This window comes from Streptomyces sp. NPDC031225 (assembly GCF_055570355.1).
Genome location: NZ_JBVIHJ010000031.1, coordinates 105,600 through 130,879 on the forward strand (window position 1 = coordinate 105,600; position 25,280 = coordinate 130,879).

Consider the following 25,280-nt stretch of genomic DNA (forward strand, 5'->3'; position numbering starts at 1 on the left):
GGTTCGGCTAGGGATGACGAAGAAAAACGGCCACGGTTCGCCCCGGAACGGCGAAGGTGCCCGATTTCTTCTCGTAGGACGCCTCCTTGACGGTAGAGTCCGCCCCCGCCGCCTGCACGGGATGCAGCCGGTATGCCCGTCCGGCCAGGGCGTCGACACGCTGGGTGCGGGCGTTCGGCGTCGCGTTGAACACGACGACGAGATCACCGAGTTCCATCGTGATCACTCCGGGCGTCTCGTCCTTGCCGGACAGCGGGAAGGACAGCTGCGACTGCACCCGGTCCGCCGTGCCGAGCGAGAACGCCTTCTCCGTCGTACGGATCCGCAGCAGGTCCCGGTAGGCGGCCGAGGCTCCCTCGATCTGCGGGCAGCCGACCTTCACCGAGCCCAGCAGGGGCTTGGCGTACGGCCACTTGGTCGCGTTGTCGGCGGCCATGGGCAGTCCGCGTCCGAAGCCGTTGCCGTCCTCGCAGTTCCAGTGGACGGCGTTGAACCAGTCGCCGCTGTCGAAGGAGTTGCGGTCCAGGGACTTGGAGCGCAGCAGGTCGGTGCCCGCCTGGGAGAGTGCCGGGCCCTGCGAGAGGGCTGCCGTGGCCATGGCGAGGACCTGCATCCGGGCCCGGTCGTCGGCACCGGTGCCGGCGGGCAGCTTGTACGTCAGCGCGTCGAACAGTGACTCGTTGTCGTGTGCGTCGGCGTAGGCGAGGGCGTCGCCGGGCGCGTCCGCGTAGCCGGCGGGCTGCCCGTTGTAGTCGACCTGGGCGCCGGTGACCTCCTTGCCGCCGGTGTCGGTGAACCGGTACCGGGCGAGGTTGCCGGAGAGCCCGACCTTGATCAGGTCCTGGTAGTGCAGCAGGCGGGCCTTCTGCTCCTGTGAGGTCCCGTTCGCCGTCGAGGTGTTGGGGTCGGTGTACAGCCCGGACGCGAAGCCCTGGACGCCGGGGTCCTCGTCGAAGGGGCCGCCGCCGCGCACGGCGTCACGGGCGCGGTCGGAGAAGGTCGCGATGCCCGTGCCGGCCATGTTCTTCTGCGTGGCCTGCACGAAGCGGGCGTCGTCGGCGACCTCGCCGAAGTTCCAGCCCTCGCCGTAGAGGATGATCTTCCTGCCGTCGACGCCGTCCTTTGCGGGGGTCAGCGCGTCGAGGGCCTTCCTGACGGCCAGGATGTTGGCCTTGGGGTGGTGGCCCATGAGGTCGAAGCGGAAGCCGTCGACCTTGTACTCCCTGGCCCAGGTGACGAGGGAGTCGACGACCAGTTTGCCCATCATGGCGTTCTCGGTCGCGGTGTTCGCACAGCAGGTGCTGTTGGCGACCGAGCCGTCGGCGAGGAGCCGCTGGTAGTAGCCGGGCACGATCCGGTCGAGCACGCTCGTGGCGGCCTGTCCGCTCGCCGCGGTGTGGTTGTAGACGACGTCCATGACGACGCGCAGGCCGTCCTCGTTGAGGGACTTGACCATCTTCCGGAACTCGACCGTGCGGCCGGTGCCGTCCGGGTCGGTGGCGTACGAGCCTTCGGGGACCGTGTAGTGGTACGGGTCGTAACCCCAGTTGTAGGCGTCCTTCGCGGCGGCCTTCGCGACGCACTCCTGCTGTGCGCCGGAGTCGGCCGGGTACGAGGCGAGGTCGCAGTCGGGGGTCGCCCGGTCCTCCCGGCGTTCGGGGATGGTCGCGATGTCGAAGGCGGGCAGCAGGTGCACGTACGACGTGCCCGCCTTCGCGAGCTCACGCAGGTGCCTGGAGCCGTCGCTGTCCTTGTCGGTGAAGGCGAGGTAGGTGCCCCGGTCGGCTGCGGGCACGGTCCTGTCCGCCGTGGAGAAGTCCCGGATGTGCAGCTCCTGGATCTCGGCGTCCCTCAGCGGTACGGTGGCCGGCTTCCGGTACGTCGACCAGCCGCCCGGGGCCAGGGACCTGTCGTCCAGGTCGACCACGAGGCTGCGCCCGGAGTCGGTGGTGAGGGCGACCGAGTAGGGGTCGGTGACCTTGTTGGTGACGACCTTGCCGACGCTGGGCGCCCAGACCTGCACGGCGTACCGATAGGCCTTGCCCTTCCAGGACTTGGGGCCGGTGACGGACCAGACGCCGGTGCTGCGGTTCCGCCGCATCCCGACGAGGGCTCCGTCGAGCTCCAGCCGGACCGACTGCGCGGTGGGGGCCCAGACGGACAGCGTGGGGCGGCCGTTGCGGAAGACGGGGCCCAACTCGGCCTTCGTGGCGGCGGGGTACAGATCGTCGAGGACACCGGCGATCTGGACGCCCGTCGCGGCCAACACGGCTCCGTTCGCGGCGCGTTGGGAGGCCACGAGCTGACCGCTCAAAGCCTCACGCACACGGTCGCGGTCACGGGGGTCGACGGACCAGGCCGTGTAGTCCTTCAGGTGCGGGAACCTGGCCTTCTGGGCGTCGGTGAGGGCGGTCCTGGTGAGCCGCAGCCACCTCTCGTCGTCGCTGGTCAGAGTGGCACGGTCGACGGTGATCGAGCCGTCCCGGGAGTACAGCAGCTGGGTGGAGGCGGCGGCCTCGGAGCCGTTCCAGGCGACCGTGTTCCGGTCGATCCAGACCGCCTTGGCGGTGGTCGGGTCGAGCGCGGCGGCGGACCCGGCGGGCTGCGGGAGCAGGTACTTCTCCTGGCCGTTCAGCAGCCACACCTCGTGGCCGTCGGCCGTGAGGTCCAGGGACCGGTCGGTGGGCAGGTCCTTCTCGTCGCCCTTGTGGATGATGTAACTGAGGCTCGTGGCCCCGTCGTTCAGCGGTACCTCGAAGACCGCGCCATAGGTGTCGGTCCGCACCGGCTCCAGCGGCTTCGACCAGTCGGTGGGGTTCGCGGCGCCCGTCCAGACGTGCAGGCCCCAGCCGTCGTAGTTCCCGCCGGCACGGTGGTAGTGGACGACCGCCTTGGACTTGTCCTGCGCGGGGTAGTCGGGCCGTTCGGTCCGTACGGCGTCCTTGCCCTGCTCGATCCACACCTCGCCGGTCTTCGTGACGTCGATCGTGCGGTCGGTGGAGACGTCCTTGTCGCCGTCCTTGTCGATGACGAGGAAGCCGACGTTCGAGGCACCCGGCTTCAGCTTGACGTAGGCGAAGGCGCCGTACGCGTCCCGGCCGGCGAAGGGATGGCTGTCGGGCCAGGTGGTGGACTCGCCGTCGGCGAGGTCGCCCCACGCGTACAGGCCCCAGTCGGTGTAGTCGCCGTCGGTGCGCTTGTAGTGGACGACCGCGTAGTCGCGGGAGGAGGCGGTGGGGGGCTCCTCGGCGGGCGGGGTGCCGGTCACGGACGCGGCCGTGGCCGAGGCGGTGCGCCCGGTCGAGTCGACGACAACCGCCTTGTAGCGCAGGGCTGTTCCGGCCGCGATGTCCTTGCCGACGGTCTGGGTGACCTTGTAGGGGGCGTGGTCGGCGGAGCCGAGGGTCTGCCACTTGCCGTTGCCGGTCTGGGCCGCGAAGACGACCCGGTTGAGCTGTCCGCCGTCCACGTCGGCGGTGAGCTCGACCGTGCCGGTTGCGCCGGTGGCCGGGGCCCTGAGAGTGATCGTGGGCTTGGTGGCGGGCTTGGCGAGCCTGCCGGCCGCCTTGAGGACGATCGCGGAACCGGCGGGGACGGTGACGGTGATCTTCTTGTCGGCGCCGGTCTTCGTCGTGACGTCGGTGCCGTAGATCCCCTTGAAGGACATGCCCGCCGAACCGGCCGCGAAGGAGGCCGACCTGGCCTCGGTGGCGTTGTTGAAGGCGACGACGTACTCGGTGTTCCCCTGCGTGCGGGAGAAGGCGTAGATCCCGGCCCCGTCCGCCGCGTACCGCTCCTGCTGGACGCCGTCCGTCAGCGCCGGGTTGGCTTTGCGGAGCTTGGACAGCGCGCTGATCTGCCGGTACAGCGGCGCGTTCCGGTCGTAGCCGTCGCTCGCGTGGGTGCGGGCGGTGCCGATCTCGTCGTCGTCGAGGTAGTCGGCGGTCTTCGACGCGAACATCGTCTGGCGGGCGTCCTTGTCGCCGCCCGCGCCGGTGAAGCCCTGTTCGTCGCCGTAGTAGACGACGGGGTTGCCGCGGCTGAGGAACATCAGCTCGTTGGCGAGCTTGTCCTTGGCGAGGAGTTCGGCGTCGCCGGCCTTCGGGTTGTCCTGGTCGAGGAAGTACCCGATGCGGCCCATGTCGTGGTTGCCGAGGAAGGTGACCTGTTCGTAGGCGTTGGCCTTGTCGGTCGTGTACTTGTAGTCGTCGCCGAAGACGGATCCGAGCTTCTGCGCGCTGCCGCCCTGGGAGGCGTACTGCCGGGCCGCCTCCTGGAAGGGGAAGTCGAGTGTGGCGTCGAGGCGGCCCTGGGTGACGTACGGCGACGTGACCGCCGTGTCGGCGGAGTAGACCTCGCCGAACATGAAGAAGTCCTTGCGGCCCTGTTTGGCGGCGTAGGCGTCGAGGGCCGTGGCCCACTGGGTCCAGAACTCCATGTTCACGTGCTTCACGGTGTCGATCCGGAAGCCGTCGATGTCGAAGTCCCTGACCCAGCGCCGGTAGATCTTCTCCATGCCGCTGACGACCTCGGGACGCTCGGTCCACAGGTCGTCGAGGCCGGAGAAGTCGCCGTAGGTCGTGGATTCACCGGCGTAGGTGGAGTCGCCGCGGTTGTGGTACATCGTGGGGTCGTTGAGCCAGGAGGGGACCTTGGCGTCTGTGCTGGTGACCGTGGGGGTGCGCGGGAAGGAGTCGGCGTCCACGGCGGGGAAGTCCCCCCTGGCCGCGTGGTCCGCGTCGTCGAACGGCTCCCCGTCCTTCGTCAGATACGGGAACGCGCCCTTGGAGAGGTAGTCGTAGGACTTCTCCTCGTAGTCGACGAGGTCGGCCGTGTGGTTGGTGATGACGTCGAAGAAGACCTTCATGCCCTTGGCGTGTGCCTTGGCGATGAGGGTCTCCAGGTCCTTGTTGGTGCCGAAGTGCGGGTCGACCTGAGTGAAATCAGTGATCCAGTAACCGTGGTAGCCAGCCGAGGCGTTGGCTCCCGTGCCCTGCACGGGCCGGTTCTTGAAGATCGGGGCCATCCAGATGGAGGTGGTGCCCAGATCCTTGATGTAGTCGAGCTTCTTGGTCAGGCCCTTGAGATCGCCGCCCTGGTAGAAGCCCTTGTCGGTGGGGTCGTAGCCGGTGGTCAGCCGTGAACCGGTGAGCCCGCCCCGGTCGTTCGACGTGTCGCCGTTGGCGAAGCGGTCCGGCAGGACGAAGTAGAACTGCTCGCGGGTGTCGTCGTGCCGGGCCGGTTCCGCGGCGAGCTTCGCGTCGGAGGGCGGCGGGGGCGGGGTGTCCGCCCGGGCGGACAGCGGCTGGACGAGCGCTGCGGCCAGCGCGGTCACGGTGACCGCGGCGACCCGTCCGGCCTGCGCGGTGCGGCGCCTCGACGGCACCGGCCATCTCGGTATCACTGACGTGGACTCCTTGCGATGACGGCTCTATGGGTCCGACCCCGCGCGACCGTATCGCCGCCGTAAGACTTACAGCAAGAGTCCTGAAACACTCGGAAAGAAATTGCGGACCCGGACCGTCGCGTACCGCCCATAATCAGTCGCCCCGCGCGCGGTCACGCGGCTACCTTCCCGGCATGGAACAGGAACCTCCCCTCGTGCGCGAGGTCTTCCCGGAGCTGATCGACGAACTGGTTGCCCTCCTGGAGGCGGAAGGGGAACGCGACCTGGCCATCATCGTGTGGGATGTCCGGATGGTGGGTGAGTGCGGCTGCGGCGACGACTTCTGCCAGAGCATCCGGACGGCGGATCACCCCGGCGGGCAGCCGTACGGCCCGGACCACCGCTGCGTACCGCTGCTGCCCTCTACGGGCGATCTGATCCTCGACGTGGTGGCCGGCCGGATCGTGTACATCGAGGTCCTCGGCAGGCCACCCATGCGCCGGCCGGCTCAGCAGCTCGGCTTGCCCGCGTAGATCGCAAGCGCCGTGTTGGGGCCGAGGGTGGCCGTGAACTGGCCACTGGAGTTCACCGTCACGCTCGTGTTGTTCTGCACGTCGCAGTACGTGCCCGCCGCGAGGGACGTCTGGTAGGTCCGGCTCAGGCTGCCCGACTCGTGGTTGATGGCGACGTACCCCTTGGCGCCCCGCCCGAAGGCGATCGCGTCACCGCCGTTGTCCCACCAGTCGGTGAGCGACTGGCCGCGGGTCGCGTTGCGGAAGGCGACCATGCGGAGGATCTCCGGCCAGGCGTGCTGGCACTTCCAGCCGTCCTGCCAACAGGCGTTCACCGAGCCGTTGTTGGGCGGGCCCGCGTCCTTGTCCGACCACTCGTAACCGGAGTTGATGTCCGGGGCGCCGTACGGGTACGCCAGCATGAAGACGTTGGCGAGGGTGTAGTCGGCGTTGTCCCTGTAGCTGAGAGTGGAGCCGTTGCGCTCGGTGTCGTGGTTGTCGACGAAGACGCCCGCGGCCGAGCTGTTCAGGTAGCCCCAGCCCTCGCCGTAGTTCTTCAGGTAGGCGAGGTTCTCGTTGGTGAAGACGCGCTTGAGGTCGAAGGCGTAGCGGAACTCCTGGACGTCCCCGTTGCCCGTGTACTCGGTGGGCTGGACGGCCTCTCCGCTGCCGTAGATGACCTCCTGCTTCCAGTACGCCGACGGGTTGCTCAGCCGGGACTTGATGTTGGCGAGGTCGGCCGCCGGGATGTGCTTGGCCGCGTCGATGCGGAACCCGTCGACTCCGCGGCCGAGCAGGCCGTTCATGTACCCGGCGATGGTGGCGCGGACGTACTCCTCGCCGGTGTCCAGGTCGGCGAGGTTGACGAGTTCGCAGTTCTGGACGTTGGCGCGGTTGGTGTAGTCGGTGATCGCGGACGTGCAGTCGTCCATGTCGTACGACGAGTACAGGCCCGGGTAGCTGTACTTCGAGTACGACGAGCCGCCGGTACCGGTGCCGCTGCCCGCGGACATGTGGTTGATGACGGTGTCGACGACGACCTTCACGCCCGCCGCGTGGCAGGTGTTCACCATGTTCTGGAAGGCGGTGGCGTCCCCGAGCCGGCCGGCGATCCGGTAGCCGACCGGCTGGTACGACGTCCACCACTGCGCGCCCTGGATGTGCTCGGCGGGTGGGGAGACCTGGACGTAGCCGTATCCGGCGGGGCCGAGGGTGCTGGTGCACTCCTTGGCGACAGAGGCGAAGTTCCACTCGAAGAGGACGGCGGTGACGTCCTTGGTGCCGGGCGGGGAGGCCTGGGCCGTGGTGGGGGTCAGGACGGCGACCGAGGCGGCGAGGGCGGCGGCGGACGCGGCGGTGGACCATCTCGATATCACGTGGGGGTTCTCCTTGCCTGACGGCCGGGCGTCTTTGCCCGGCGCCGGCGAGAACGTACCGCTGTTGAAATGTTTACAGCAAGGGTCCTGAAAGGACGAGAAAGGATTTTCACACCCGGTGCCTCAGCGCTGGCTGGCGGGCTTGCCCGGGAGGTCGCCGCGGCTGCCCTCGCAGGCGTAGACGATCTCCACCGCCCCTCCGGGCAGGGCGCGCTGGCTCTGGAACACCAGTCCGGTCTCGGGGCTCAGCGCGGGCGTCAGCTGGGTCCCGCCGCCGAACAGCATCGGCAGGACGACCAGTTCGAGGCGGTCCAGTGCGCCGAGGGCGTGGAAGGTGCCGATCGTGCGCGGGCCGCCGATGAGGTGGACGTCACCGCCCCGGTTGGCCGCGCGGAGCTTCTCCAGCAGCCGCGCCGGGTCGCTGTCGGTGGTGACGTGGTCCGGGGTGCCCTCCGGGCGGTGCGAGCCCAGCACGAACACGTCGAGGTCGGGCCACGGCCAGCGGCTGTTGGTCAGCGCGGGCTCGAAGGTCGTACGGCCCATGAGCGCGGCCTCGCAGTCGGCCAGGAACTCCCGGATGCCGTGGCTCTGTCCGGAGACGAAGGCGGGGTCGGCGGTCAGCGCGGGCCAGCCGCTCGGCGTGGTCACATAACCGTCGGCACTCATGCTCAGACGGGCGCGGATCTGCATGGTCTCTCCTCGGGGTGTCGGGCGCTGTTCGCCCTTCCACCCAAGCGTCGAACGCGGGCCCCGCCGATCGACACGCCGGACGAAGAAATCACCGGGCCCCCGACAGGGGCCCGGTGATCCGCGTCTGCGCTCAGGCCGTCGTCCACCACACGGTGGTGTCGGCCTGCACCTTCGCGTCCCCGTCGACCTCGGCCACGTCCCCGCTCGCGAGGAGCAGACGGCCGTACGCGGGAGTCGTCACCGATTCACCGCTGGTGTTCGTGACGCAGACGAACTCGCCGCGCCGGAAGGCGAGGACGCCCTCGGGCGCCCGGAGCCACTCCACCGCGTTGCCCGCGCCCAGGTCGGGCTGGGCGCGACGCACGGCCAGGGCCGAGCGGTACAGCTCCAGGGTGGAGCCGGGGTCGCCGGTCTGCGCCTCCACGCTCAGCTCGCCCCAGGCCGACGGCTGGGGCAGCCAGCTGCCGCCCGCGCCGAAGCCGTACGACGATCCCGTGCGCGTCCACGGGATCGGCACCCGGCAGCCGTCGCGGAAGCCGTCCTGGCCGGCGCCCCGGAAGTACGCCGGGTCCTGGCGGACCTCGTCGGGGAGGTCGACGACGTCCGGGAGGCCGAGCTCCTCGCCCTGGTAGACGTACGCCGAGCCGGGCAGGGCGAGCATCAGCAGGGTGGCCGCGCGGGCCCTCCTGAGTCCCAGTTCCCGGTCGCCGGCCGTACGGATCTGGGTGCCGAGGCCGGGCGGGTTGGCGAAGCGGGTGGCGTGGCGGGTGACGTCGTGGTTCGACAGGACCCAGGTGGCCGGGGCGCCCACCGGACGCATCGCCTCCAGGGTGCGGTCGATGACCCCGCGCAGCTGCCCGGCGTCCCATTCGGTGCTCAGGTACTGGAAGTTGAAGGCCTGGTGGAGTTCGTCGGGACGGACGTAGTTCGCCGTGCGCTCGATGGTCGGGGTCCACGCCTCGGCGACGAAAATGCGCTCGCCGGAGTACTCGTCGAGGATCAGACGCCACTGGCGGTAGATCTCGTGCACACCGTCCTGGTCGAAGAACGGCATGACATCGTTGCCCAGCAGCTTGACCTGATCGCGGGAGCCGAGGTCGGGCAGACCCGCCGCCTTGACCAGGCCGTGCGCCACGTCGATCCGGAAGCCGTCCACGCCCATGTCCAGCCAGAAGCGCAGGATGGAGCGGAACTCGTCGCCCACGGCCGGGTGGTCCCAGTTGAAGTCGGGCTGCTCGGGGGCGAAGAGGTGGAGGTACCACTCCCCGTCCGCGACCCGCGTCCACGCCGGTCCGCCGAAGATCGACTCCCAGTCGTTGGGCGGCAGTTCACCGTTCTCGCCCTTGCCGGGGCGGAAGTGGTAACGGTCCCTGAGCGGCGACCCGGGGCCCTCGGCGACCGCCCGCTTGAACCACTCGTACTGGTCCGAGGAGTGGTTGGGCACCAGGTCGACGATGGTCTTGAGACCCAGCTCGCGGGCGTCGCGGATCAGCGCGTCGGCGTCCAGGAGGGTGCCGAACATGGGGTCCACGGCCCGGTAGTCGGCGACGTCGTAGCCGGCGTCGGCCTGCGGGGAGGCGTAGAAGGGGCTGAGCCACACGGCGTCCACGCCGAGGTCGCGCAGATACGGCAGACGGGAACGGATGCCCTCCAGATCGCCCATGCCGTCACCGTTGCTGTCGGCGAAGCTGCGCGGATAGACCTGGTAGATCACCGCGTCCCGCCACCAGTCGCTGCGCTGGGCTTTGGCGGGGGTCGATGCCGGGGCGGTGGCGTAGTGCTGCTGGCTCATGGCGTCCTTGGTACGTAAAGAAGTCATCGGTCGGTTCAGGAAGCGGTACGAGGCGGCCGCGGTGACAGCGGGGTCGGATGGCCACTACGGCCGCCTCGGGTCTTTAGGGGCGCGGGGCTGTATCGATATGCGGCTCCGCCGCGTGGGCGCGACCAGCCACGACGAAAGCCGCAGCCAAAAGACGGCCGGCGCTACCCCTTCGTACCGCCCGCGGTAAGCCCGGTAACGAGGTTCTTCTGCACGAGGTAGAAGAACAGCGAGACCGGTATCGCGATCAGCACCGCCGTAGCGGCCATCAGGTTCCGCTGGGCGTCGTGCTCGCTCACGAAGCTCTGCAGTCCCACCGCGAACGTGTACTTGGTGTCGGACAGCATGAACGTCGAAGCGAACGCGACCTCGCCGAACGCCGTGAGGAAGCTGTAGAACGCGGCGACGGCGAGCCCCGGCTTGGCGAGCGGCAGGATCAGCCGCGCGAACGTGCCGAAGGGGGTCAGCCCGTCGACGCGTCCGGCCTCGTCGATCTCGAACGGGATGGTGTCGAAGTACCCCTTCAACAGCCAGGCGCAGTACGGCACCGCGGTCGAGCAGTAGACGAGGACGAGTCCAAGGTAGCTGTCGATGAGCTGGAGGTCCGACAGCATCTGGTACATCGGCACCATCAGTACGGCTACCGGGAACATCTGCGTGACCAGGAGCACCCACATGAACTTGCGGTAGCCCGGAAAGCGCATACGGGAGACGGCGTAACCGGTGGTCGCGGCGATCAGCACACCGATCAGGGTCGTGCCGAGCGAGACGATCAGCGAGCTCTTCAGCCAGTCGAAGAAGGCCGTGTGCTGGAGGACGAACGAGTAGTTGTCGAACGTCATCTTCTTCCAGATGCCGCCCGGATGAAGGTAGTCGTCCTTGTCCGGGCCGAGGGACAGGAAGACCAGCCAGACGATCGGGAACAGGGCGATCAGGCTCGCGACGATCAGGATGCCGTGCGAGACGAGGGAGCCGGCGGGGCTGTTCTCGCCGCGGCGGCGCACCCGGCGCGGGGCCCTGGGGCCCGGCTCGGCGGCCTGGGCGGGGGTCTCGACTGCGGTCGTACTCATGGGGACTCCTGCCTCAGATCGCGAGCTGCTGGTCATTGCGGTTCAGCCAGCGGCGGTAGAAGGAGGTGAAGACGATCAGGATGGCCAGCAGCAGGATGCCGTACGCGGCCGACTGGGCGAAGTCACGCGGTTGCTGTCCGAAGCCCAGGTAGTAGGCCCAGGTGACGAGGATCTGCGCATCCGGCGCGGTGTTGCCGAACAGCAGGAAGATCACGGCGAACTGGTTGAACGTCCAGATGATGCCGAGGAGTACGACGGTGGAGCTGACGCTTCTGAGCCCCGGCAGGGTGACGTACCTGAAGCGCTGCCAGGCGCTCGCGCCGTCCATCTCGGCGGCCTCGTACAGGGAGGTGTCGATGGACTGGAGGCCGCCGAGCAGCGAGACCATCATGAACGGCACACCGCACCAGGTGTTGACCATGATCGCGGCGGTTCGCTGCCAGAAGGTGTCCTCCAGCCAGGACGGTGAGGGCAGATGGAGTGCGTCCAGGGCGAGGTTGATGACGCCGCCGTCGGCGAGCATGAAGCGCCAGCCGAAGACGGTGACGAAGGTCGGCACGGCCCAGGGCAGCACCAGGATCAGCCGGTACAGGGTGCGTCCGCGCAGCTTCTGGTTGAGCAGCAGCGCGAGGCCGAGCCCGATGCAGTAGTGCAGGGCGACGCACAGGGCCGTCCAGACGATCGTCCAGATGAAGTGCGACCAGAAGCGGTCGTAGGCCGTCGGGCCCCACAGGATGTCGGCGTAGTTGTCGAGGCCGATGAACTTGTAGGTGGCGTCGATGTGGTTGACGCCGATCGTGCGGGCCGTGTTGAGGCTGTTGGCGTCGGTGAGGGTGAGGTAGACGCCGTAGACCAGGGGGTAGATCACGAGGACGCCGAGGACGACCACCACGGGGGCGATCATGGCGTAGGCGTACCAGTGTTTCTGGTAGCCGTGTCTGAGGCGTTGGCCCAGCCCGGGCCGCGGCGCGCGGTCACCGTGGCGTTTGCCGGTGGCGCGGTCGATGGCGACTGTCATGTTCGACACCTTCTGGAAGTTCTACGGCTCTGAGAAGTGGCTGGGCGAAACGGCCGGCCGGGGTGGCCGGGCACAGGCCGGTGGCCGCCGGATCCCTCCCCCGGGTGCTCGGGAGATCCGGCGGCCACGCGGGCTCACTTGCTGAAGTCCGGCACCAGCTTGGCGATGGCCGTCTCGGCGTTGCCCAGACCCTTGTCGAGGGACTCCTTGCCGCCGGCGATGCTGTTCAGCTCGGTGTCGAGCGGGGTCAGCAGGGAGCTGTACTCGGGCAGGGCCAGTCGCGGCTGGGCGGAGGCGAGGACCGTCTGGTAGCCGGCGATGCCCGGGTCGGCCTTGACCTCGGCGGTGTAGGCGTCGTCGCGGGTGGGCAGCGTGGAGTTCTTCAGCGCGATCTGCGTCTGGGACTTCGCGGAGGTCATGAAGCCCACGAACTTCTCGGCCGCCTTCTGGTGGGCGGAGTCCGAGCCGGCGTAGACCGAGAGGTTGTGGCCGCCGGTCGGGGCGCCCGCCTTGCCGGTGGAACCGGCCGGGACGGTGGCGATGCCGAGGTTGGCCTTGTCCGAGAACGCGGAGCCCTTGTAGAAGTTGGTGATCTCCCACGGGCCCTGGATGATCGCGGCGACCTTGCCGTTGACGAACGCGTCCTGGATGTGGGCGTAGGCGTCCGCGGTGGTGTCGGCCTTGTGCAGGCCCTTGCCGGAGAAGAGGCTGAGCCAGGTGCCGTAGCCCTTCTTGGCGGGGGCCGAGGCGACGGTGATCTTCTTGGCGGAGGCGTCGACGGTGTCGGTGCCCTCGCCGAAGAGGAACGGCTGGGCGTAGTAGGCCGCGGTGGAGCCCCAGTAGCCGTCGACGCCGGTCTTCGACTTGATCGTGGCGGCGGCGGTCTTCAGGTCGTCCCAGGTCTTGGGGGCCTCGACGCCGGCCTTCGCGAAGAGCTGCTTGTTGTAGACCAGGGCGAGGGTGTCGGTGACGAACGGCACGCCGTAGATCTTGCCGTCGTACTTCGCCTGCTCGATCAGGTTCGGCTTGAACTTCGCCTGGTCTGAGAGGGCCTCGGTGCCGTCGAGGGGCAGGAAGAAGCCCTTCTTGGCGAAGGCGGGGGTCCAGCCGACGTCGGAGCGCAGTACGTCGGGGGCGCCGGAGGCACCGGCCGCGGTGTCGAACTTGTTCTGCGCCTGGTCGAACGGCACGTTGACGTACTTGACCTTGACGTCCTTGTTCGCGGCCTCGAAGTCCTTGATCAGGGCCTTGTACGTCGGCGCCTCGTTGGTGGCGTTGGAGGTGTCCCACCAGGTGATGGTGACCGGACCGTCGGCCTTGTCGCCGCTGTCGCTTCCGCCGCAGGCCGTCGCCGCGAGGGCGAAAGACGCCACCAGCGCGGTGGCCGCTATGCCACGCCGCATGAGTTCTCCTTGAGGGTGAAAGCCCGTGTGCTGCGGAGACCGTCCCGTCTACCGTCTCCGTCTGCCGACTGCGCCGTTGCGGCCGCCGGGCGAGTGGGAACGTAACAGCGATGCAAGTCTTGCGAAAGAGCTTGCAGCAAAAAAGTGCAAGAAAGCGCGGAAGTTACGTCGCCGTGACTCCTTCCCGATCGTCACGAGACCCTTGTTCTACGAGGTTGAGCGGTGCTGAGCGGGACGATCACGGATCATGCAAGACTCTGCAAGCTCTTGCCATCCCGCTCCCGTGCGGGAATCATCCCCTTGCGGGACGAGGGGCGCCGACCAGAACTGAGGGACCGCGATGACGAAACGGCCGGTACAGTCCGGTGCCGTGACCACACGGCTTGCCGACATCGCCGCTCAGGCGGGCGTGAGCGAAGCGACCGTCAGCCGCGTCCTCAACGGCAAGCCGGGCGTCGCCGCCACCACCCGCCAGACCGTGCTCGCCGCACTCGACGTGCTGGGCTACGAGCGTCCCGTCCGGCTGCGGCAGCGCAGCGAGGGACTGGTGGGCCTGATCACCCCCGAACTGGAGAACCCGATCTTCCCGGCCCTGGCCCAGGTGATCGGCCAGGCGCTGACCCGGCAGGGCTACACACCGGTCCTCGCCACCCAGACCCCGGGCGGCTCCACGGAGGACGAGCTCACCGAGATGCTCGTCGACCGGGGCGTGGCCGGCATCATCTACGTCTCCGGGCTGCACGCCGACACCACCGCGGACATGCAGCGCTACGAGCAGCTGCGGGCGCAGGGCGTGCCGTACGTGCTGGTGGACGGCTTCTCGCCGAAGGTGCAGGCACCGTTCATCTCCCCCGACGACCGCGCGGCGATGTCACTCGCGGTGACACACCTGGTGTCGCTGGGACACACGAGGATCGGCCTGGCACTGGGGCCGAAGCGTTTCGTGCCGGTCCAGCGCAAGATCGAGGGCTTCGTCCGCACCATGCAGGATCTGCTGGGCCTGGCCGCGGCGACCGTCGAGGCGGACCTCGTCCAGCACTCGCTCTACACCCTGGAGGGCGGTCAGGCGGCCGCCTCGGCGCTCATCGACCGTGACTGCACGGCGGTGGTCTGCGCGAGCGACATGATGGCGCTGGGCGCGATACGGGCGGCCCGGCAGCGGGGCCTGGAGGTGCCGCGGGACGTCTCGGTCGTGGGTTTCGACGACTCCCCCCTGATCGCCTTCACCGACCCGCCCCTGACGACGATCCGCAAGCCGGTGCCCGCGATGGGGCAGGCCGCGGTGCGGACGCTGCTGGAGGAGATCGGCGGAACGCCCGCGCCGCACAGCGAGTTCGTGTTCATGCCCGAGCTGGTCGTACGGGGTTCGACGGCCTCGGCCCCCGGGGAACGCGGTCGTCCGTAGGGCGGAGAAACCGGGGCCCATCCACTGCGCCGGTAGGAGAACGGGACGGTCTTCCCGCCGTAGGACATGCGGGTCGAACCCACCCCGGGGATGATCGGTGGGTTAGGGCATTTCTGGCAGACTTTGTGTCTATGGGTGACTTGACCGTGACCAGTCTGGAAGACCGTGCGAACGCATCCCTTCCGGGCCCCGTCACGGCCCCGGACCGGCCGGGTCCGCTGCGCCGGCTGCGCTCGCCGCACCGGCCGCGTCTCTGGTTCGAGATCCTGTTGATCGCGGTGGGTTACTGGACGTACTCACTGATCCGCAACGCGGTACCGGAGCAGAAGGCGCAGGCGCTGCGCAACGCCGACTGGATCTGGCGGATGGAGCACCATCTGGGCATCGCGGTCGAGGAGTCCGTCAACCACGCGGTGAACTCGGTGACTTGGCTCGTCATCGGGATGAACTACTACTACGCGACACTGCACTTCGTCGTGACGCTGAGCGTCCTGGTCTGGCTCTTCCGCAGCCACCCCGGCCGGTACGCGGCGACGCGCATGGTGCTGTTCGCGACGACGGCGGTGGCCCTGGTCGGTTACTACCTGTATCCGCTGGCGCCGCCGCGCCTGATGACCGGCGGCCACTTCGTCGACACGGTGGCGGTCCACCGGACCTGGGGCTCGATGGCCTCCGGCGACCTCAAGCACATGTCCAACCAGTACGCCGCGATGCCGTCCATGCACATCGGCTGGTCCCTGTGGTGCGGCCTGACGATCTTCGCGCTGGCGTCGGTGCCGTGGGTGCGCGTCCTGGGCCTGCTCTACCCGGCGACGACCCTCCTCGTCATCGTCTCCACCGCCAACCACTTCTGGCTCGACGCGGTGGGCGGCGTCCTGTGCCTCACGTTCGGCTTCGCGGTGGCGACGATCTGGTACGGGGCACTGCCGTACGCGCTGCCGAGGGCGGTACCGGCGACGGGCTCGGCCAGACCACTGCTGCCCACGAAGCCCTGACGGGGCGGCCGCGCCGTGACGCCCGGCCGCGCCGCTCAGCCCGCCACCTAACCTTCCATGTCCGAAGCGCTACGCCCCGTAGAACAGCTCCTCCACCACGCCCCGGGCCCGCCGCGCCGTGCGGCGGTAGTCCTCGAGCATGTCGCCCGCGTGTCCCGGCCCGTAGCCCAGGTACCGCCCCACCGCGGCGAGTTCGCGTGCCTCCGTCGGGAAGGTGTCCCCCGCCCGTCCGCGCACGAGCATCACGGCGTTGCGCACCCGGGTGGCCAGTACCCACGCCTCGTCGAGGATCGCGGCGTCCTCCGCCGACATGAACCCGGCGCCCTGCGCCGCGGCGAGCGCCGCGCGGGTGCGGGTGGTGCGCAGGCCCGGCTCGGTGGCTCCGTGCCGCAGCTGGAGGAGCTGGACCGTCCACTCGACGTCGGACAGCCCGCCGGGCCCGAGCTTGGTGTGCAGCTTGGGGTCGGCGCCGCGCGGCATCCGCTCGGACTCCATGCGTGCCTTCAGCCGCCGGATCTCGCGTGCCGCGTCGTCGGGGAGGCCGGCCGCCGGATAGCGCAGGGGGTTGATCAGCTCGATGAAGCGGCCGCCCAACTCCTCGTCCCCGGCGACCGGTTCGGCCCGCAGCAGCGCCTGCGACTCCCATCCCAGCGACCAGCGGCGGTAGTAGGCGGCGTACGACGTCAACGTCCGTACCAGCGGCCCGGACTTGCCCTCCGGGCGCAGGTCGGCGTCGATGAGCAGCGGGGGGTCGGCGCTCGGGATCTGGAGCAGCCGGCGCATCTCGGAGACGACCTTGTTGGCGGCCTCGGAGGCCGTCCGTTCGTCGACGCCGTCGCGCGGTTCGTGCACGAACAGGACGTCCGCGTCGGAGCCGTAGCCGAGTTCGTGGCCGCCGAAACGGCCCATGCCGATGACGGCGAACCGGGTCGGCAGGGTGTCGCCCCAGCCGTCCCGGACGACCGCGCGCAGGGTGCCGGCGAGGGTGGCGGCGGTCAGGTCGGACACGGCGTCGCCGACGCGGTCCACGAGGGCGCCCTGGTCCGGTTCGGCGGGCTGGGTCTCGGTGCCGTAGGAGCCGACGATGTCCGCGGCGGCCGTACGGAAGAGCTCGCGGCGCCGGACGCCACGGGCAGCGGTGACCGCCTGTACGGCTCCGTCGGCGCGGCCGACCGCGGCGAGGATCTCCTGTTCGAGACCGGCCCTTCCGCGCAGGTCGAGGCCGCCGCCGTCGCCGTCCCCGAGGAGCGCCACGGCTTCAGGAGCACGCATGAGCAGGTCGGGGGCGAGGCGTCCGGCGGACAGCACCCGGGCGAGGTTCTCGGCGGCGGCACCCTCGTCCCGGAGCAGCCGTAGGTACCACGGGGTCTTGCCCAACGCGTCCGACACCTTGCGGAAGTTGAGCAGTCCGGCGTCCGGGTCGGCGGACTCGGCGAACCAGCCCAGCAGCACGGGAAGGAGAGTTCGCTGGATCGCGGCCTTGCGGGTGACGCCGGAGGCCAGGGCCTCCAGGTGGCGCAGCGCGGAGGCCGGATCGGCGTACCCCAGCGCGACCAGCCGTTCGCGGGCCGCCACAGGACTCAACCGGGCTTCTCCGGGCCCGAGTTGGGCCACCGCGTCCAGCAGTGGCCGGTAGAACAGCTTCTCGTGCAGCCGCCGTACGACGGAGGCGTGCCGCTTCCACTCGCGGTTCAGCTCGGTCACCGGGTCGGTGCGCAGGCCGAGTGAGCGGCCGAGACGGCGCAGGTCGGCCTCGTCCTGGGGAACGAGGTGGGTGCGGCGCAGCCGGTACAGCTGGATGCGGTGCTCCATGGAGCGCAGGAAGCGGTAGGCGGCGTCGAGTTGGGCGGCGTCGGCGCGGCCGACGTAACCGCCGGCGGCGAGCGCCTGGAGCGCGTTCAGGGTGGTGCCGCTGCGCAGCGAGCCGTCCTCGCGGCCGTGCACCAACTGCAGGAGCTGCACGGCGAACTCGACGTCCCGCAGGCCGCCGGGACCGAGCTTCAACTGCCGGTCCACCTCGCCGACGGGGATGGTCTCGACGACCCTGCGCCGCATCTTCTGCACGTCGGCGACGAAGTTGTCGCGCTCGGCGGCCTTCCAGACGAGGGGTTCCAGGGCGGCGACGTACTGCTCGCCGAGTTCGAGGTCACCGGCCACCGGGCGGGCCTTGAGGAGGGCCTGGAACTCCCAGGTCTTGGCCCACCGCTGGTAGTAGGCGAGGTGGCTGGACAGGGTGCGGACGAGGGGGCCGTTGCGGCCCTCGGGCCGCAGATTGGCGTCCACGGGCCAGATCGAGCCCTCGACGGTGGTCTCGGAGCACACCCGCATCATGTGCGAGGCGAGCTTGGTGGCGGCGCGCAGGGCCTTGCCCTCGTCGGCCCCGTCGACGGCCTCCCCGACGAAGATGACGTCGACGTCGGAGACGTAGTTCAGCTCGTGGCCGCCGCACTTGCCCATGGCGACCACCGCGAGCCGGCACAGCGCGGCGTCGTCGGGGGCGGCGGCACACGCTATGGCGAGCGCGGCGCGCAGGGTCGCGGTGGCGAGGTCGGCGAGTTCGGCGGCGGTCTCGGCGAGGTCGGTGGTGCCGCACACGTCCCGGGCGGCGATGGACAGCAGACAGCGGCGGTAGGCGACGCGCAGGACGACGGGGTCGGTGGCCTCGGCGAGCTCGCGCTCGAACTCCTCGACGCCGGGGTGCAGATCGCGCGGTTCGTAGGTGACGAGCGCCTGCCAGTCGCTGGGGTGCCGGGCCAGATGCTCGCCCAGCGCGGCGGACGCGCCGAGCACCCCGAGCAGCCGGTCCCGCAACGGCTTCGCCGCTATCACCGTGTCGAGCAGTTCCCGGCCGGGCTGCGCCTCAAGGAGCCGCACGAGTCCGAACAGCGCCAGGTCGGGGTCGGCGGTCGCCCCGAGGGCCTCCAGCAGCACCGGGTCGTTGCGTACGGCGCTCAGCTCCGCGCTGTCCAACAGCCGCTCGGCGGCCGACGGATCGGTGAAACCGTGCCGCAGCAGCCGCGTGAAGGTACTGCTCCTGCGCCCCGGCGCCGCCGTCATCCCGGGCCTCCTGTCCGATCAAGGTCGTATCGATCGAGCCTAACCGGAGAGCCGGGGATGAGCGCCGGGAGGCGGGGGGATGGTTTTCGGGCGGGACGGGTCCCGACGGCGCGCGGCAGCCGGACGGGGCCGGTCGCGTGCGTGCGCCTCAAGCAGACGGGAAGCCTCAGATCACCTGTGTCCCGTCGGCACCGTCCGCAAGCATCTGGAGAACGCCTTCGGCAGACTGGGTGTGTCGACCCGGGCCGCCGCGGTGGCCCGGGTGTTCCCCGAGCCGGAGGCACTGTGATGACCGACCAGGATCCCGAGACCCACCTCGACGCCCGTTACAGCGACGCCGACGCGACGGCGACGCCCTGGGCCGACGCCGAGTCGCTGCTGGCCTCCGCCGAGCTGTTCTGGATCTCGACGGTACGGCCGGACGGGCGCCCGCACGTCACGCCGTTGCCCGCGGTGTGGGCGCACGGGGCCCTGCACTTCTGTACCGGACCGCAGGAGCGCAAGGCGAAGAACCTCGCGCACAACCCTCACGTCACCCTGACCACCGGCACCAACATCTGGGACAAGGGATACGACCTGGTGGTGGAGGGCGAGGCAGTGCGGGTGTCCGACGACGCGAGGCTGCGCGAACTGGCCGCGGCGTGGGAGGCGAAGTACGGCGACTTCTGGCGCTTCGAGGTGCGGGAGGGGTATTTCCACCACGGTCCGGGACTCGCCGTGGTCCACGCTGTGGCGCCCCGCACGGTTTTCGGCTTCGGTAAGGGACAGCCGTTCAGCCAGACGCGATGGCGCTTCTGAGGACGGCCGTACCGACGTCGACAAGGGAGTCACGCCATGGACATGAGCCTCGAAGTGATCATGCTGCCGGTCACGGATGTGGACCGGGCCAAGGAGTTCTACCGGGACAAGGTCGGTTTCCACGTGGACCTGGACGGCGAGGTGATGGAGGGCGTCCGGATCTGTCAGCTGACCCCGCCCGGGTCGGGCTGTTCGATCGCCCTGGTGGACGGTCTCCAGGTCCCGACGGGAGCCCCGCAGCCCGGCACGTACCACGGCATGCAACTGTGCGTCACGGATGCGAAGGCTGCCTACGAGGAACTGACCGCCCGCGGCCTGGACGTGAGCGAACCGGTCCAGTTCGCCCCGCAGGACGGTGCCACCTTCATGTACTTCAAGGACCCGGACGGCAACGGCTGGGCGATCCAGGAGTACAAGCGCCGCGAGACGGAGCCCCTGCACCAGGTACTGGCCCAGCAGGCGGCGGAGTAGCAACGCCGGAGGGGGCGCGGTCGCAATTCTCCGCGCCCCCTCCGGTGCGAACCCTTACAGAACCGGCAGGTTCTTCCGCAGCTCGAAGGCCGTGACCTCGCTGCGGTACTCCTCCCACTCGCTCTTCTTGTTGCGCAGGAAGAAGTCGAAGACGTGCTCGCCCAGCGTCTCGGCGACCAGGTCGCTGCGCTCCATGAGGGTCAGGGCCTCACCCAGGTTCTGGGGCAGGGGCTCGATGCCCATCGCGCGGCGCTCCGCGTCGGAGAGGGCCCAGACGTCGTCCTCGGCGCCCGGAGGGAGTTCGTAGCCCTCCTCGACGCCCTTGAGGCCGGCCGCCAGGAGCATGGCGTACGCGAGGTACGGGTTGGCGCCGGAGTCGATGGAGCGGACCTCGATGCGGGCCGAGCCGGTCTTGCCGGGCTTGTACATCGGGACGCGGACCAGGGCGGAGCGGTTGTTGTGGCCCCAGCAGATGTAGGAGGGGGCCTCGCCGCCGGCGCCGGCCGTGCGCTCGGAGCCGCCCCAGATGCGCTTGTAGGAGTTGACCCACTGGTTGGTGACCGCGGAGATCTCCGCGGCGTGCTTCAGCAGGCCCGCGATGAAGGAGCGGCCGACCTTGGAGAGCTGGTACTCCGAGCCGGACTCGTAGAACGCGTTCCGGTCGCCCTCGAAGAGGGAGAGGTGGGTGTGCATGCCCGAGCCGGGGTGTTCCGAGAACGGCTTCGGCATGAACGTCGCCTGGACTCCCTGCTCCAGCGCCACCTGCTTCATGACCAGGCGGAACGTCATGATGTTGTCCGCGGTGGACAGCGCGTCCGCGTACCGGAGGTCGATCTCCTGCTGGCCCGGCGCGCCCTCGTGGTGGGAGAACTCGACCGAGATGCCCATCGACTCCAGCATGGTGATCGCCTGGCGGCGGAAGTCCATGCCGATGTTCTGGGGGGTGTGGTCGAAGTAGCCGGAGTTGTCGGCCGGGGTGGGGCGTGAGCCGTCCAGGGGGCGGTCCTTCAGGAGGAAGAACTCGATCTCCGGGTGGGTGTAGAAGGTGAAGCCCAGGTCCGAGGTGCGGGCCAGGGCGCGCTTCAGCACATACCGGGGGTCCGCGAAGGACGGGGAGCCGTCCGGCATGAGGATGTCGCAGAACATCCGGGCCGTGCCGGGGGCCTCGGCGCGCCAGGGCAGTACCTGGAACGTCGACGGGTCCGGCTTGGCGATCATGTCGGACTCGTACACGCGAGCGAATCCCTCGATCGCGGAGCCGTCGAATCCGATGCCCTCATCGAAGGCCTGTTCCAGCTCGGCCGGGGCCACGGCGACGGACTTGAGGAAGCCCAGCACGTCCGTGAACCACAGGCGTACGAACCGGATGTCGCGCTCCTCCAACGTCCGGAGCACGAACTCCTGCTGCTTGTCCATCTTGCGCTTCCCCATCCTTGCTGGTCAGGCCGCCTGTCTCCCTGTCCCGCAGGAGGCGGTCGGGCACCTGAGCATCACACCACAACACCATTTCATGCGCGTTGCCGACCTTGATCGCCCGGGCGACCCAGGAGTGAACGCCTCACATCCGGCGGATGTACTGCTCTGCGCCCATCTTGCCTGCTCGGACTGACATACGTAATGCCCGGCCGTTCCCGTCTCACCGCGCGTGGCGGGTTTCCTGTGGGCTCCCTGCTGGATACCACCCCGGCCCCACTACGATCAGCGGACCGATCGTCACCATCCGTCCCGCCCCTTTCCCCCAGAAGGACACACCTCATGGGTTCCGCCAAGAAGAGCACCACCGCGGCACGCAAGGCGCGCATAGAGGAGATGCGGCGCGCCGAACAGTCCCGGGAGCGCCGCAACCGGATCCTCATCGTCACCGCCAGTGTGGTGGTCGTGGCCGCTCTGGTCACCGGCGCCGTGGTGCTGGTGCAGTCGCAGTCCGACGACGACGCGAGCACGGCGGCCGACTCCAAGGGTGCGGGGCACTTCGTGACGGGCTCGGACGGGGTGAAGACCTGGAAGGGCACCCTGGGCCGCACCCACGTCGCCAAGACCGTGACGTACCCGATGGAGCCCCCGGTCGGCGGCGACCACAACCAGGTGTGGATGAACTGCAACGGCGACGTCTACACCAAGGCGCTCAACAACATGAACGCCGTGCACTCGCTGGAGCACGGCGCGGTCTGGGTGACGTACACCAGCAAGGCCAAGAAGGCGGACGTGGACGCGCTGGCGGCGAAGGTGAAGAAGACGCCGTACACGCTGATGAGTCCGGACGACAAGCAGAAGGACCCGATCATGCTGTCGGCGTGGGGCCACCAGCGGACGGTGACGGGGGCCGACGACCCGAACGTCGACAAGTTCTTCGAGAAGTTCGTGCAGGGCCAGCAGACCCCCGAGCCGGGTGCGGCGTGCACGAACGGTCTGTCGCAGTGAGGTCCGCGGGGGTGGCCGTGGCCGTGGCGGGCGTGCTCGTCGCGGCCGGCGCGATCACCTATGCCGTGGCCGAGGACGGCGGCTCCGCCGACACCCCCGCCGCCGCGTCGGCGGACGCGGGCTTCGCGCGCGACATGGCCGTGCACCACCAGCAGGCCGTCGAGATGTCGTACATCGTGCGCGACCGCACCAAGGACGTCGAGGTGCGCCGTCTCGCCTACGACATCGCGCAGACCCAGGCCAACCAGCGCGGCATGCTGCTGGGCTGGCTGGATCTGTGGCAGTTGCCCAAGGTGTCGGCGGATCCGCCCATGACGTGGATGGACATGGGTGACATGCCCTCCGCCGGGGACGGTTCGCTGATGCCGGGCATGGCGACGAACAGCGAGATGAAGAAGCTGGGCACGCTCAACGGCAAGCAGGCGGAGATCTTCTATCTGCAGTTGATGACGGAGCATCACAAGGGCGGCATCCACATGGCGAAGGGCTGTGTCGAGAAGTGCACGGTCGCGGTGGAGAAGCGGCTCGCGCAGGGGATGGTCGACGCGCAGCAGTCGGAGATCGACCTGATGGCGGGGATGCTGAAGGAGCGGGGAGTGACAGCGCGTCCCTAGAGGGTCCTGCAGGGATAACCCTCGGTATTCGCAGCGACTTAACCCTCAAATGGCGTTGTCATTAGGTTAATTGGGCTCCTCTTGACACGCGCATTCCCCTGGCATGAACGGTTCATCGAAAGAGTGACGAGACCGTCGAGTGATCACTCGCGACGAACCGCACAGGGGGTTCCATGAGATCCAATCGCGCCACGGTGCGCGCCGGAGTGAGCCTGGCAGCGACACTGCCGATGCTCGCGGGCGCGCTGGCGCTGGGCATACCCGCGGCCCACGCCGCGGACAGCCCGAACCGCGACACGCTGGCCGGGACGAAGCCCGCGTGGGCCACGGCCAAGGCCGACAAGGGCGCCACCTCGGACAGCGCCCACGTCTCCGCCCGGGTCTACCTCGCAGGCAAGGACGCCGCCGGCCTCGCCGCCTACGCAAAGGCCGTGGCCGACCCGGCTTCGGCGTCGTACGGCAAGTACCTGACCGCCGCGCAGACCAAGGCCCGCTTCGGCGCGACCAAGGCACAGGTCGCCGCTGTGAAGTCCTGGCTGACATCGGCGGGCCTGAAGGTCACTGACGTCACGGCGCACTACGTCGCCGTCAGCGGTGACGTGGCCTCCGTCGAGAAGGCCTTCGGGACCCAGCTGCACAACTACACCAAGGGCTCCAAGACCTACCGCGCCCCGGTGAAGTCCGCCTCCGCCCCGGCCGCCCTCGCCGGCGCCGTCCTGACGGTGACCGGTCTGGACAACGCGCCGCACAAGGCGAGCTCCAAGGACCAGCTGCCCGGTCCGGGCGCCGTGTTCAAGAACTCCGGGCCGTTCTCCTCGTACTACGGCTCGAAAATCGCGAGCACGCTGCCCAGCGCGTACGGCACGAAGATCCCGTACGCGATCCAGGGCTACACGGGCAAGCAGCTGCGCGCCGCGTACGGCGCCGGCAAGTACACGGGCAAGGGGGTGCGGGTCGCCATCACCGACGCCTTCGCCTCCCCGACCATCGCCTTCGACGCGGCCACCTACGCGAAGAAGAACGGTGACGCGGCCTACAAGACCAGCCAGCTGCGCCAGGTCCTGCCCGACAACTACACGAACACCGGCGCCGACGAGTGCGACGCGTCCGGCTGGTACGGCGAGGAGACCCTCGACGTCGAGGCCGTGCACGCGGTCGCGCCGGACGCGAACATCACGTACGTGGGTGCCGCGTCCTGCATGGACGACGACCTGCTCGACTCGCTCGGCAAGGTCGTCGACAACCACCTGGCCGACATCGTCTCCAACTCGTGGGGCGACATCGAGGCCAACCAGACGCCGGACCTCGCTGCCGCCTACGACCAGGTGTTCCAGCTGGGCGCGGTCGAGGGCATCGGCTTCTACTTCTCCTCCGGCGACAACGGCGACGAGGTCGCCAACACCGGTACGAAGCAGGTCGACACCCCGGCCAACTCGGCGTGGGTGACGGCGGTCGGCGGTACCTCGCTCGCCGTCGGCAAGGGCGACAAGTACCAGTGGGAGACTGGCTGGGGCACCGAGAAGGCCCTGCTGTCCACGGACGGCAAGAGCTGGACGAACTTCCCGGGCGCGTTCACCTCGGGTGCGGGCGGCGGCACCAGCAAGACGGTCGCCGAGCCCTTCTACCAGAAGGGTGTCGTCCCGAACGCGCTCGCCACGGCCAACAACGCCGCCGGCAACCGCGTGGTTCCGGACATCTCCGCGGTCGCCGACCCGAACACCGGTTTCCTGGTCGGGCAGACCCAGACGTTCCCGGACGGGTCGCAGAAGTACAGCCAGTACCGGATCGGCGGCACCTCGCTGGCCTCGCCGGTGATCGCGGCCGTGCAGGCGCTGGCCCAGGAGGCGCGCGGCGGCAAGGCGATCGGCTTCGCCAACCCGTCGATCTACGCCAAGTACGGGTCGAAGCTCTACCACGACGTCACGGACAACCCGACGGGCTCCGGCCTGGCGGTCGCCCGCGTCGACTTCGTGAACGGCGTTGACGCATCGGGCGGTCTGGCCACCTCGGTCCGCAGCCTCGGCAAGGACAGTTCGCTGTCGGCCGTCAAGGGCTACGACGACGTGACGGGCGTGGGCACGCCTGCCTCGGGCTACGTCTCCTCGTACCGCAAGCACTGAGCCGGCATCACACGCGGGGGGGGGGGGGGGGGGGGGGGGGGGGGGGGGGGGGGGGGGGGGGGGGGGGGGGGGGGGGGGGGAGGGGGGGGGGGGGGGGAGGTGGGCCCCCCGGGAGGGAGGGACAG

The 25,280-nt window shown here is 69.4% G+C and carries 17 protein-coding genes; 8 read left to right on the forward strand and 9 right to left on the reverse strand.

Going from position 1 to position 25,280, the window contains the following annotated elements:
* Nucleotides 1-7: 7 nt before the first annotated feature.
* Nucleotides 8-5,404, reverse strand: coding sequence for a pullulanase-type alpha-1,6-glucosidase (gene pulA, locus ACZ48Z_RS38860; RefSeq protein ID WP_468740624.1), 5,397 nt, complete (start codon nucleotides 5,402-5,404; stop codon nucleotides 8-10).
* A 176-nt stretch (nucleotides 5,405-5,580) separates the two neighbouring features.
* Between pulA and ACZ48Z_RS38865 the strand changes: the two genes are divergently transcribed.
* On the forward strand, nucleotides 5,581-5,919 hold the full coding sequence (locus ACZ48Z_RS38865) for a hypothetical protein (protein ID WP_468740625.1): 339 nt from the start codon (nucleotides 5,581-5,583) through the stop codon (nucleotides 5,917-5,919).
* Here the strand turns inward: ACZ48Z_RS38865 and ACZ48Z_RS38870 are convergent.
* The 6 genes from ACZ48Z_RS38870 to ACZ48Z_RS38895 all read right to left on the reverse strand — a co-directional run bounded on the left by ACZ48Z_RS38870 (nucleotide 5,895) and on the right by ACZ48Z_RS38895 (nucleotide 13,274).
* Complete coding sequence (locus ACZ48Z_RS38870; RefSeq protein ID WP_468740626.1) at nucleotides 5,895-7,274, reverse strand: alpha-amylase; 1,380 nt, start codon at nucleotides 7,272-7,274, stop codon at nucleotides 5,895-5,897. The two genes, ACZ48Z_RS38865 and ACZ48Z_RS38870, sit on opposite strands and share 25 nt — an antisense overlap.
* Nucleotides 7,275-7,397: 123 nt before the next feature.
* Nucleotides 7,398-7,964 (reverse strand): dihydrofolate reductase family protein, encoded by a 567-nt coding sequence (locus ACZ48Z_RS38875; RefSeq protein ID WP_468740627.1) that lies wholly within the window; start codon nucleotides 7,962-7,964, stop codon nucleotides 7,398-7,400.
* Nucleotides 7,965-8,094: 130 nt separating this feature from the next.
* Nucleotides 8,095-9,756, reverse strand: a complete 1,662-nt coding sequence (locus tag ACZ48Z_RS38880) for a glycoside hydrolase family 13 protein (RefSeq protein WP_468740628.1) — start codon at nucleotides 9,754-9,756, stop codon at nucleotides 8,095-8,097.
* A 191-nt stretch (nucleotides 9,757-9,947) separates the two neighbouring features.
* Nucleotides 9,948-10,853, reverse strand: coding sequence for a sugar ABC transporter permease (locus tag ACZ48Z_RS38885; RefSeq protein WP_468740629.1), 906 nt, complete (start codon nucleotides 10,851-10,853; stop codon nucleotides 9,948-9,950).
* 13 nt (nucleotides 10,854-10,866) lie between these two features.
* The gene (locus ACZ48Z_RS38890) at nucleotides 10,867-11,871 is read right to left on the reverse strand and encodes a carbohydrate ABC transporter permease (RefSeq protein WP_468740630.1); all 1,005 of its coding nucleotides are present in this window, start codon (nucleotides 11,869-11,871) and stop codon (nucleotides 10,867-10,869) included.
* A 134-nt stretch (nucleotides 11,872-12,005) separates the two neighbouring features.
* On the reverse strand, nucleotides 12,006-13,274 hold the full coding sequence (locus ACZ48Z_RS38895; RefSeq protein WP_468740631.1) for an extracellular solute-binding protein: 1,269 nt from the start codon (nucleotides 13,272-13,274) through the stop codon (nucleotides 12,006-12,008).
* A 370-nt stretch (nucleotides 13,275-13,644) separates the two neighbouring features.
* Between ACZ48Z_RS38895 and ACZ48Z_RS38900 the strand changes: the two genes are divergently transcribed.
* Nucleotides 13,645-14,679, forward strand: coding sequence for a LacI family DNA-binding transcriptional regulator (locus tag ACZ48Z_RS38900; protein ID WP_468740632.1), 1,035 nt, complete (start codon nucleotides 13,645-13,647; stop codon nucleotides 14,677-14,679).
* 131 nt (nucleotides 14,680-14,810) lie between these two features.
* Complete coding sequence (locus ACZ48Z_RS38905) at nucleotides 14,811-15,674, forward strand: phosphatase PAP2 family protein (RefSeq protein WP_468740633.1); 864 nt, start codon at nucleotides 14,811-14,813, stop codon at nucleotides 15,672-15,674.
* Between the two features lie 69 nt (nucleotides 15,675-15,743).
* Here ACZ48Z_RS38905 and ACZ48Z_RS38910 read toward each other — a convergent pair whose 3' ends face one another.
* On the reverse strand, nucleotides 15,744-18,731 hold the full coding sequence (locus ACZ48Z_RS38910) for a bifunctional [glutamine synthetase] adenylyltransferase/[glutamine synthetase]-adenylyl-L-tyrosine phosphorylase (RefSeq protein WP_468740634.1): 2,988 nt from the start codon (nucleotides 18,729-18,731) through the stop codon (nucleotides 15,744-15,746).
* 288 nt (nucleotides 18,732-19,019) lie between these two features.
* On the opposite strand from ACZ48Z_RS38910, the gene ACZ48Z_RS38915 reads away from it, so the two are divergent.
* Both ACZ48Z_RS38915 and ACZ48Z_RS38920 read left to right on the forward strand, forming a co-directional pair.
* Entirely contained in the window at nucleotides 19,020-19,529 is a 510-nt protein-coding gene (locus ACZ48Z_RS38915) for a pyridoxamine 5'-phosphate oxidase family protein (protein WP_468740635.1), read from the forward strand.
* A 36-nt stretch (nucleotides 19,530-19,565) separates the two neighbouring features.
* Nucleotides 19,566-20,000, forward strand: a complete 435-nt coding sequence (locus ACZ48Z_RS38920) for a VOC family protein (RefSeq protein WP_468740636.1) — start codon at nucleotides 19,566-19,568, stop codon at nucleotides 19,998-20,000.
* A gap of 54 nt (nucleotides 20,001-20,054) precedes the next feature.
* Here ACZ48Z_RS38920 and glnA read toward each other — a convergent pair whose 3' ends face one another.
* Nucleotides 20,055-21,416, reverse strand: a complete 1,362-nt coding sequence (gene glnA, locus ACZ48Z_RS38925; protein WP_328746770.1) for a type I glutamate--ammonia ligase — start codon at nucleotides 21,414-21,416, stop codon at nucleotides 20,055-20,057.
* 339 nt (nucleotides 21,417-21,755) lie between these two features.
* Here glnA and ACZ48Z_RS38930 point away from each other — a divergent pair, with 339 nt between their 5' ends.
* The 3 genes from ACZ48Z_RS38930 (at nucleotide 21,756) to ACZ48Z_RS38940 (ending at nucleotide 25,155) form a co-directional block, all read left to right on the forward strand.
* Nucleotides 21,756-22,421 (forward strand): DUF3105 domain-containing protein, encoded by a 666-nt coding sequence (locus ACZ48Z_RS38930; RefSeq protein ID WP_468740637.1) that lies wholly within the window; start codon nucleotides 21,756-21,758, stop codon nucleotides 22,419-22,421.
* Between the two features lie 11 nt (nucleotides 22,422-22,432).
* Nucleotides 22,433-23,035 carry a DUF305 domain-containing protein gene (locus tag ACZ48Z_RS38935; protein ID WP_468740638.1) on the forward strand — a complete coding sequence of 201 codons (603 nt, stop codon included), beginning with the start codon at nucleotides 22,433-22,435 and terminating at the stop codon, nucleotides 23,033-23,035.
* A 173-nt stretch (nucleotides 23,036-23,208) separates the two neighbouring features.
* The gene (locus ACZ48Z_RS38940; protein WP_468740639.1) at nucleotides 23,209-25,155 is read left to right on the forward strand and encodes a S53 family peptidase; all 1,947 of its coding nucleotides are present in this window, start codon (nucleotides 23,209-23,211) and stop codon (nucleotides 25,153-25,155) included.
* Nucleotides 25,156-25,280: the final 125 nt, after the last annotated feature.

Bases quoted from the DNA above. Each gene is read 5' to 3' on its own strand.
- ACZ48Z_RS38865 (WP_468740625.1), top strand. From the start codon at position 5,581: ATGGAACAGGAACCTCCCCTCGTGCGCGAGGTCTTCCCGGAGCTGATC.
- ACZ48Z_RS38875 (WP_468740627.1), bottom strand. From the start codon at position 7,964: ATGCAGATCCGCGCCCGTCTGAGCATGAGTGCCGACGGTTATGTGACC.
- ACZ48Z_RS38880 (WP_468740628.1), bottom strand. From the start codon at position 9,756: ATGAGCCAGCAGCACTACGCCACCGCCCCGGCATCGACCCCCGCCAAA.
- ACZ48Z_RS38885 (WP_468740629.1), bottom strand. From the start codon at position 10,853: ATGAGTACGACCGCAGTCGAGACCCCCGCCCAGGCCGCCGAGCCGGGC.
- ACZ48Z_RS38890 (WP_468740630.1), bottom strand. From the start codon at position 11,871: ATGACAGTCGCCATCGACCGCGCCACCGGCAAACGCCACGGTGACCGC.
- ACZ48Z_RS38895 (WP_468740631.1), bottom strand. From the start codon at position 13,274: ATGCGGCGTGGCATAGCGGCCACCGCGCTGGTGGCGTCTTTCGCCCTC.
- ACZ48Z_RS38905 (WP_468740633.1), top strand. From the start codon at position 14,811: ATGGGTGACTTGACCGTGACCAGTCTGGAAGACCGTGCGAACGCATCC.
- ACZ48Z_RS38910 (WP_468740634.1), bottom strand. From the start codon at position 18,731: ATGACGGCGGCGCCGGGGCGCAGGAGCAGTACCTTCACGCGGCTGCTG.
- ACZ48Z_RS38915 (WP_468740635.1), top strand. From the start codon at position 19,020: ATGACCGACCAGGATCCCGAGACCCACCTCGACGCCCGTTACAGCGAC.
- ACZ48Z_RS38920 (WP_468740636.1), top strand. From the start codon at position 19,566: ATGGACATGAGCCTCGAAGTGATCATGCTGCCGGTCACGGATGTGGAC.
- glnA (WP_328746770.1), bottom strand. From the start codon at position 21,416: ATGGACAAGCAGCAGGAGTTCGTGCTCCGGACGTTGGAGGAGCGCGAC.
- ACZ48Z_RS38930 (WP_468740637.1), top strand. From the start codon at position 21,756: ATGGGTTCCGCCAAGAAGAGCACCACCGCGGCACGCAAGGCGCGCATA.
- ACZ48Z_RS38940 (WP_468740639.1), top strand. From the start codon at position 23,209: ATGAGATCCAATCGCGCCACGGTGCGCGCCGGAGTGAGCCTGGCAGCG.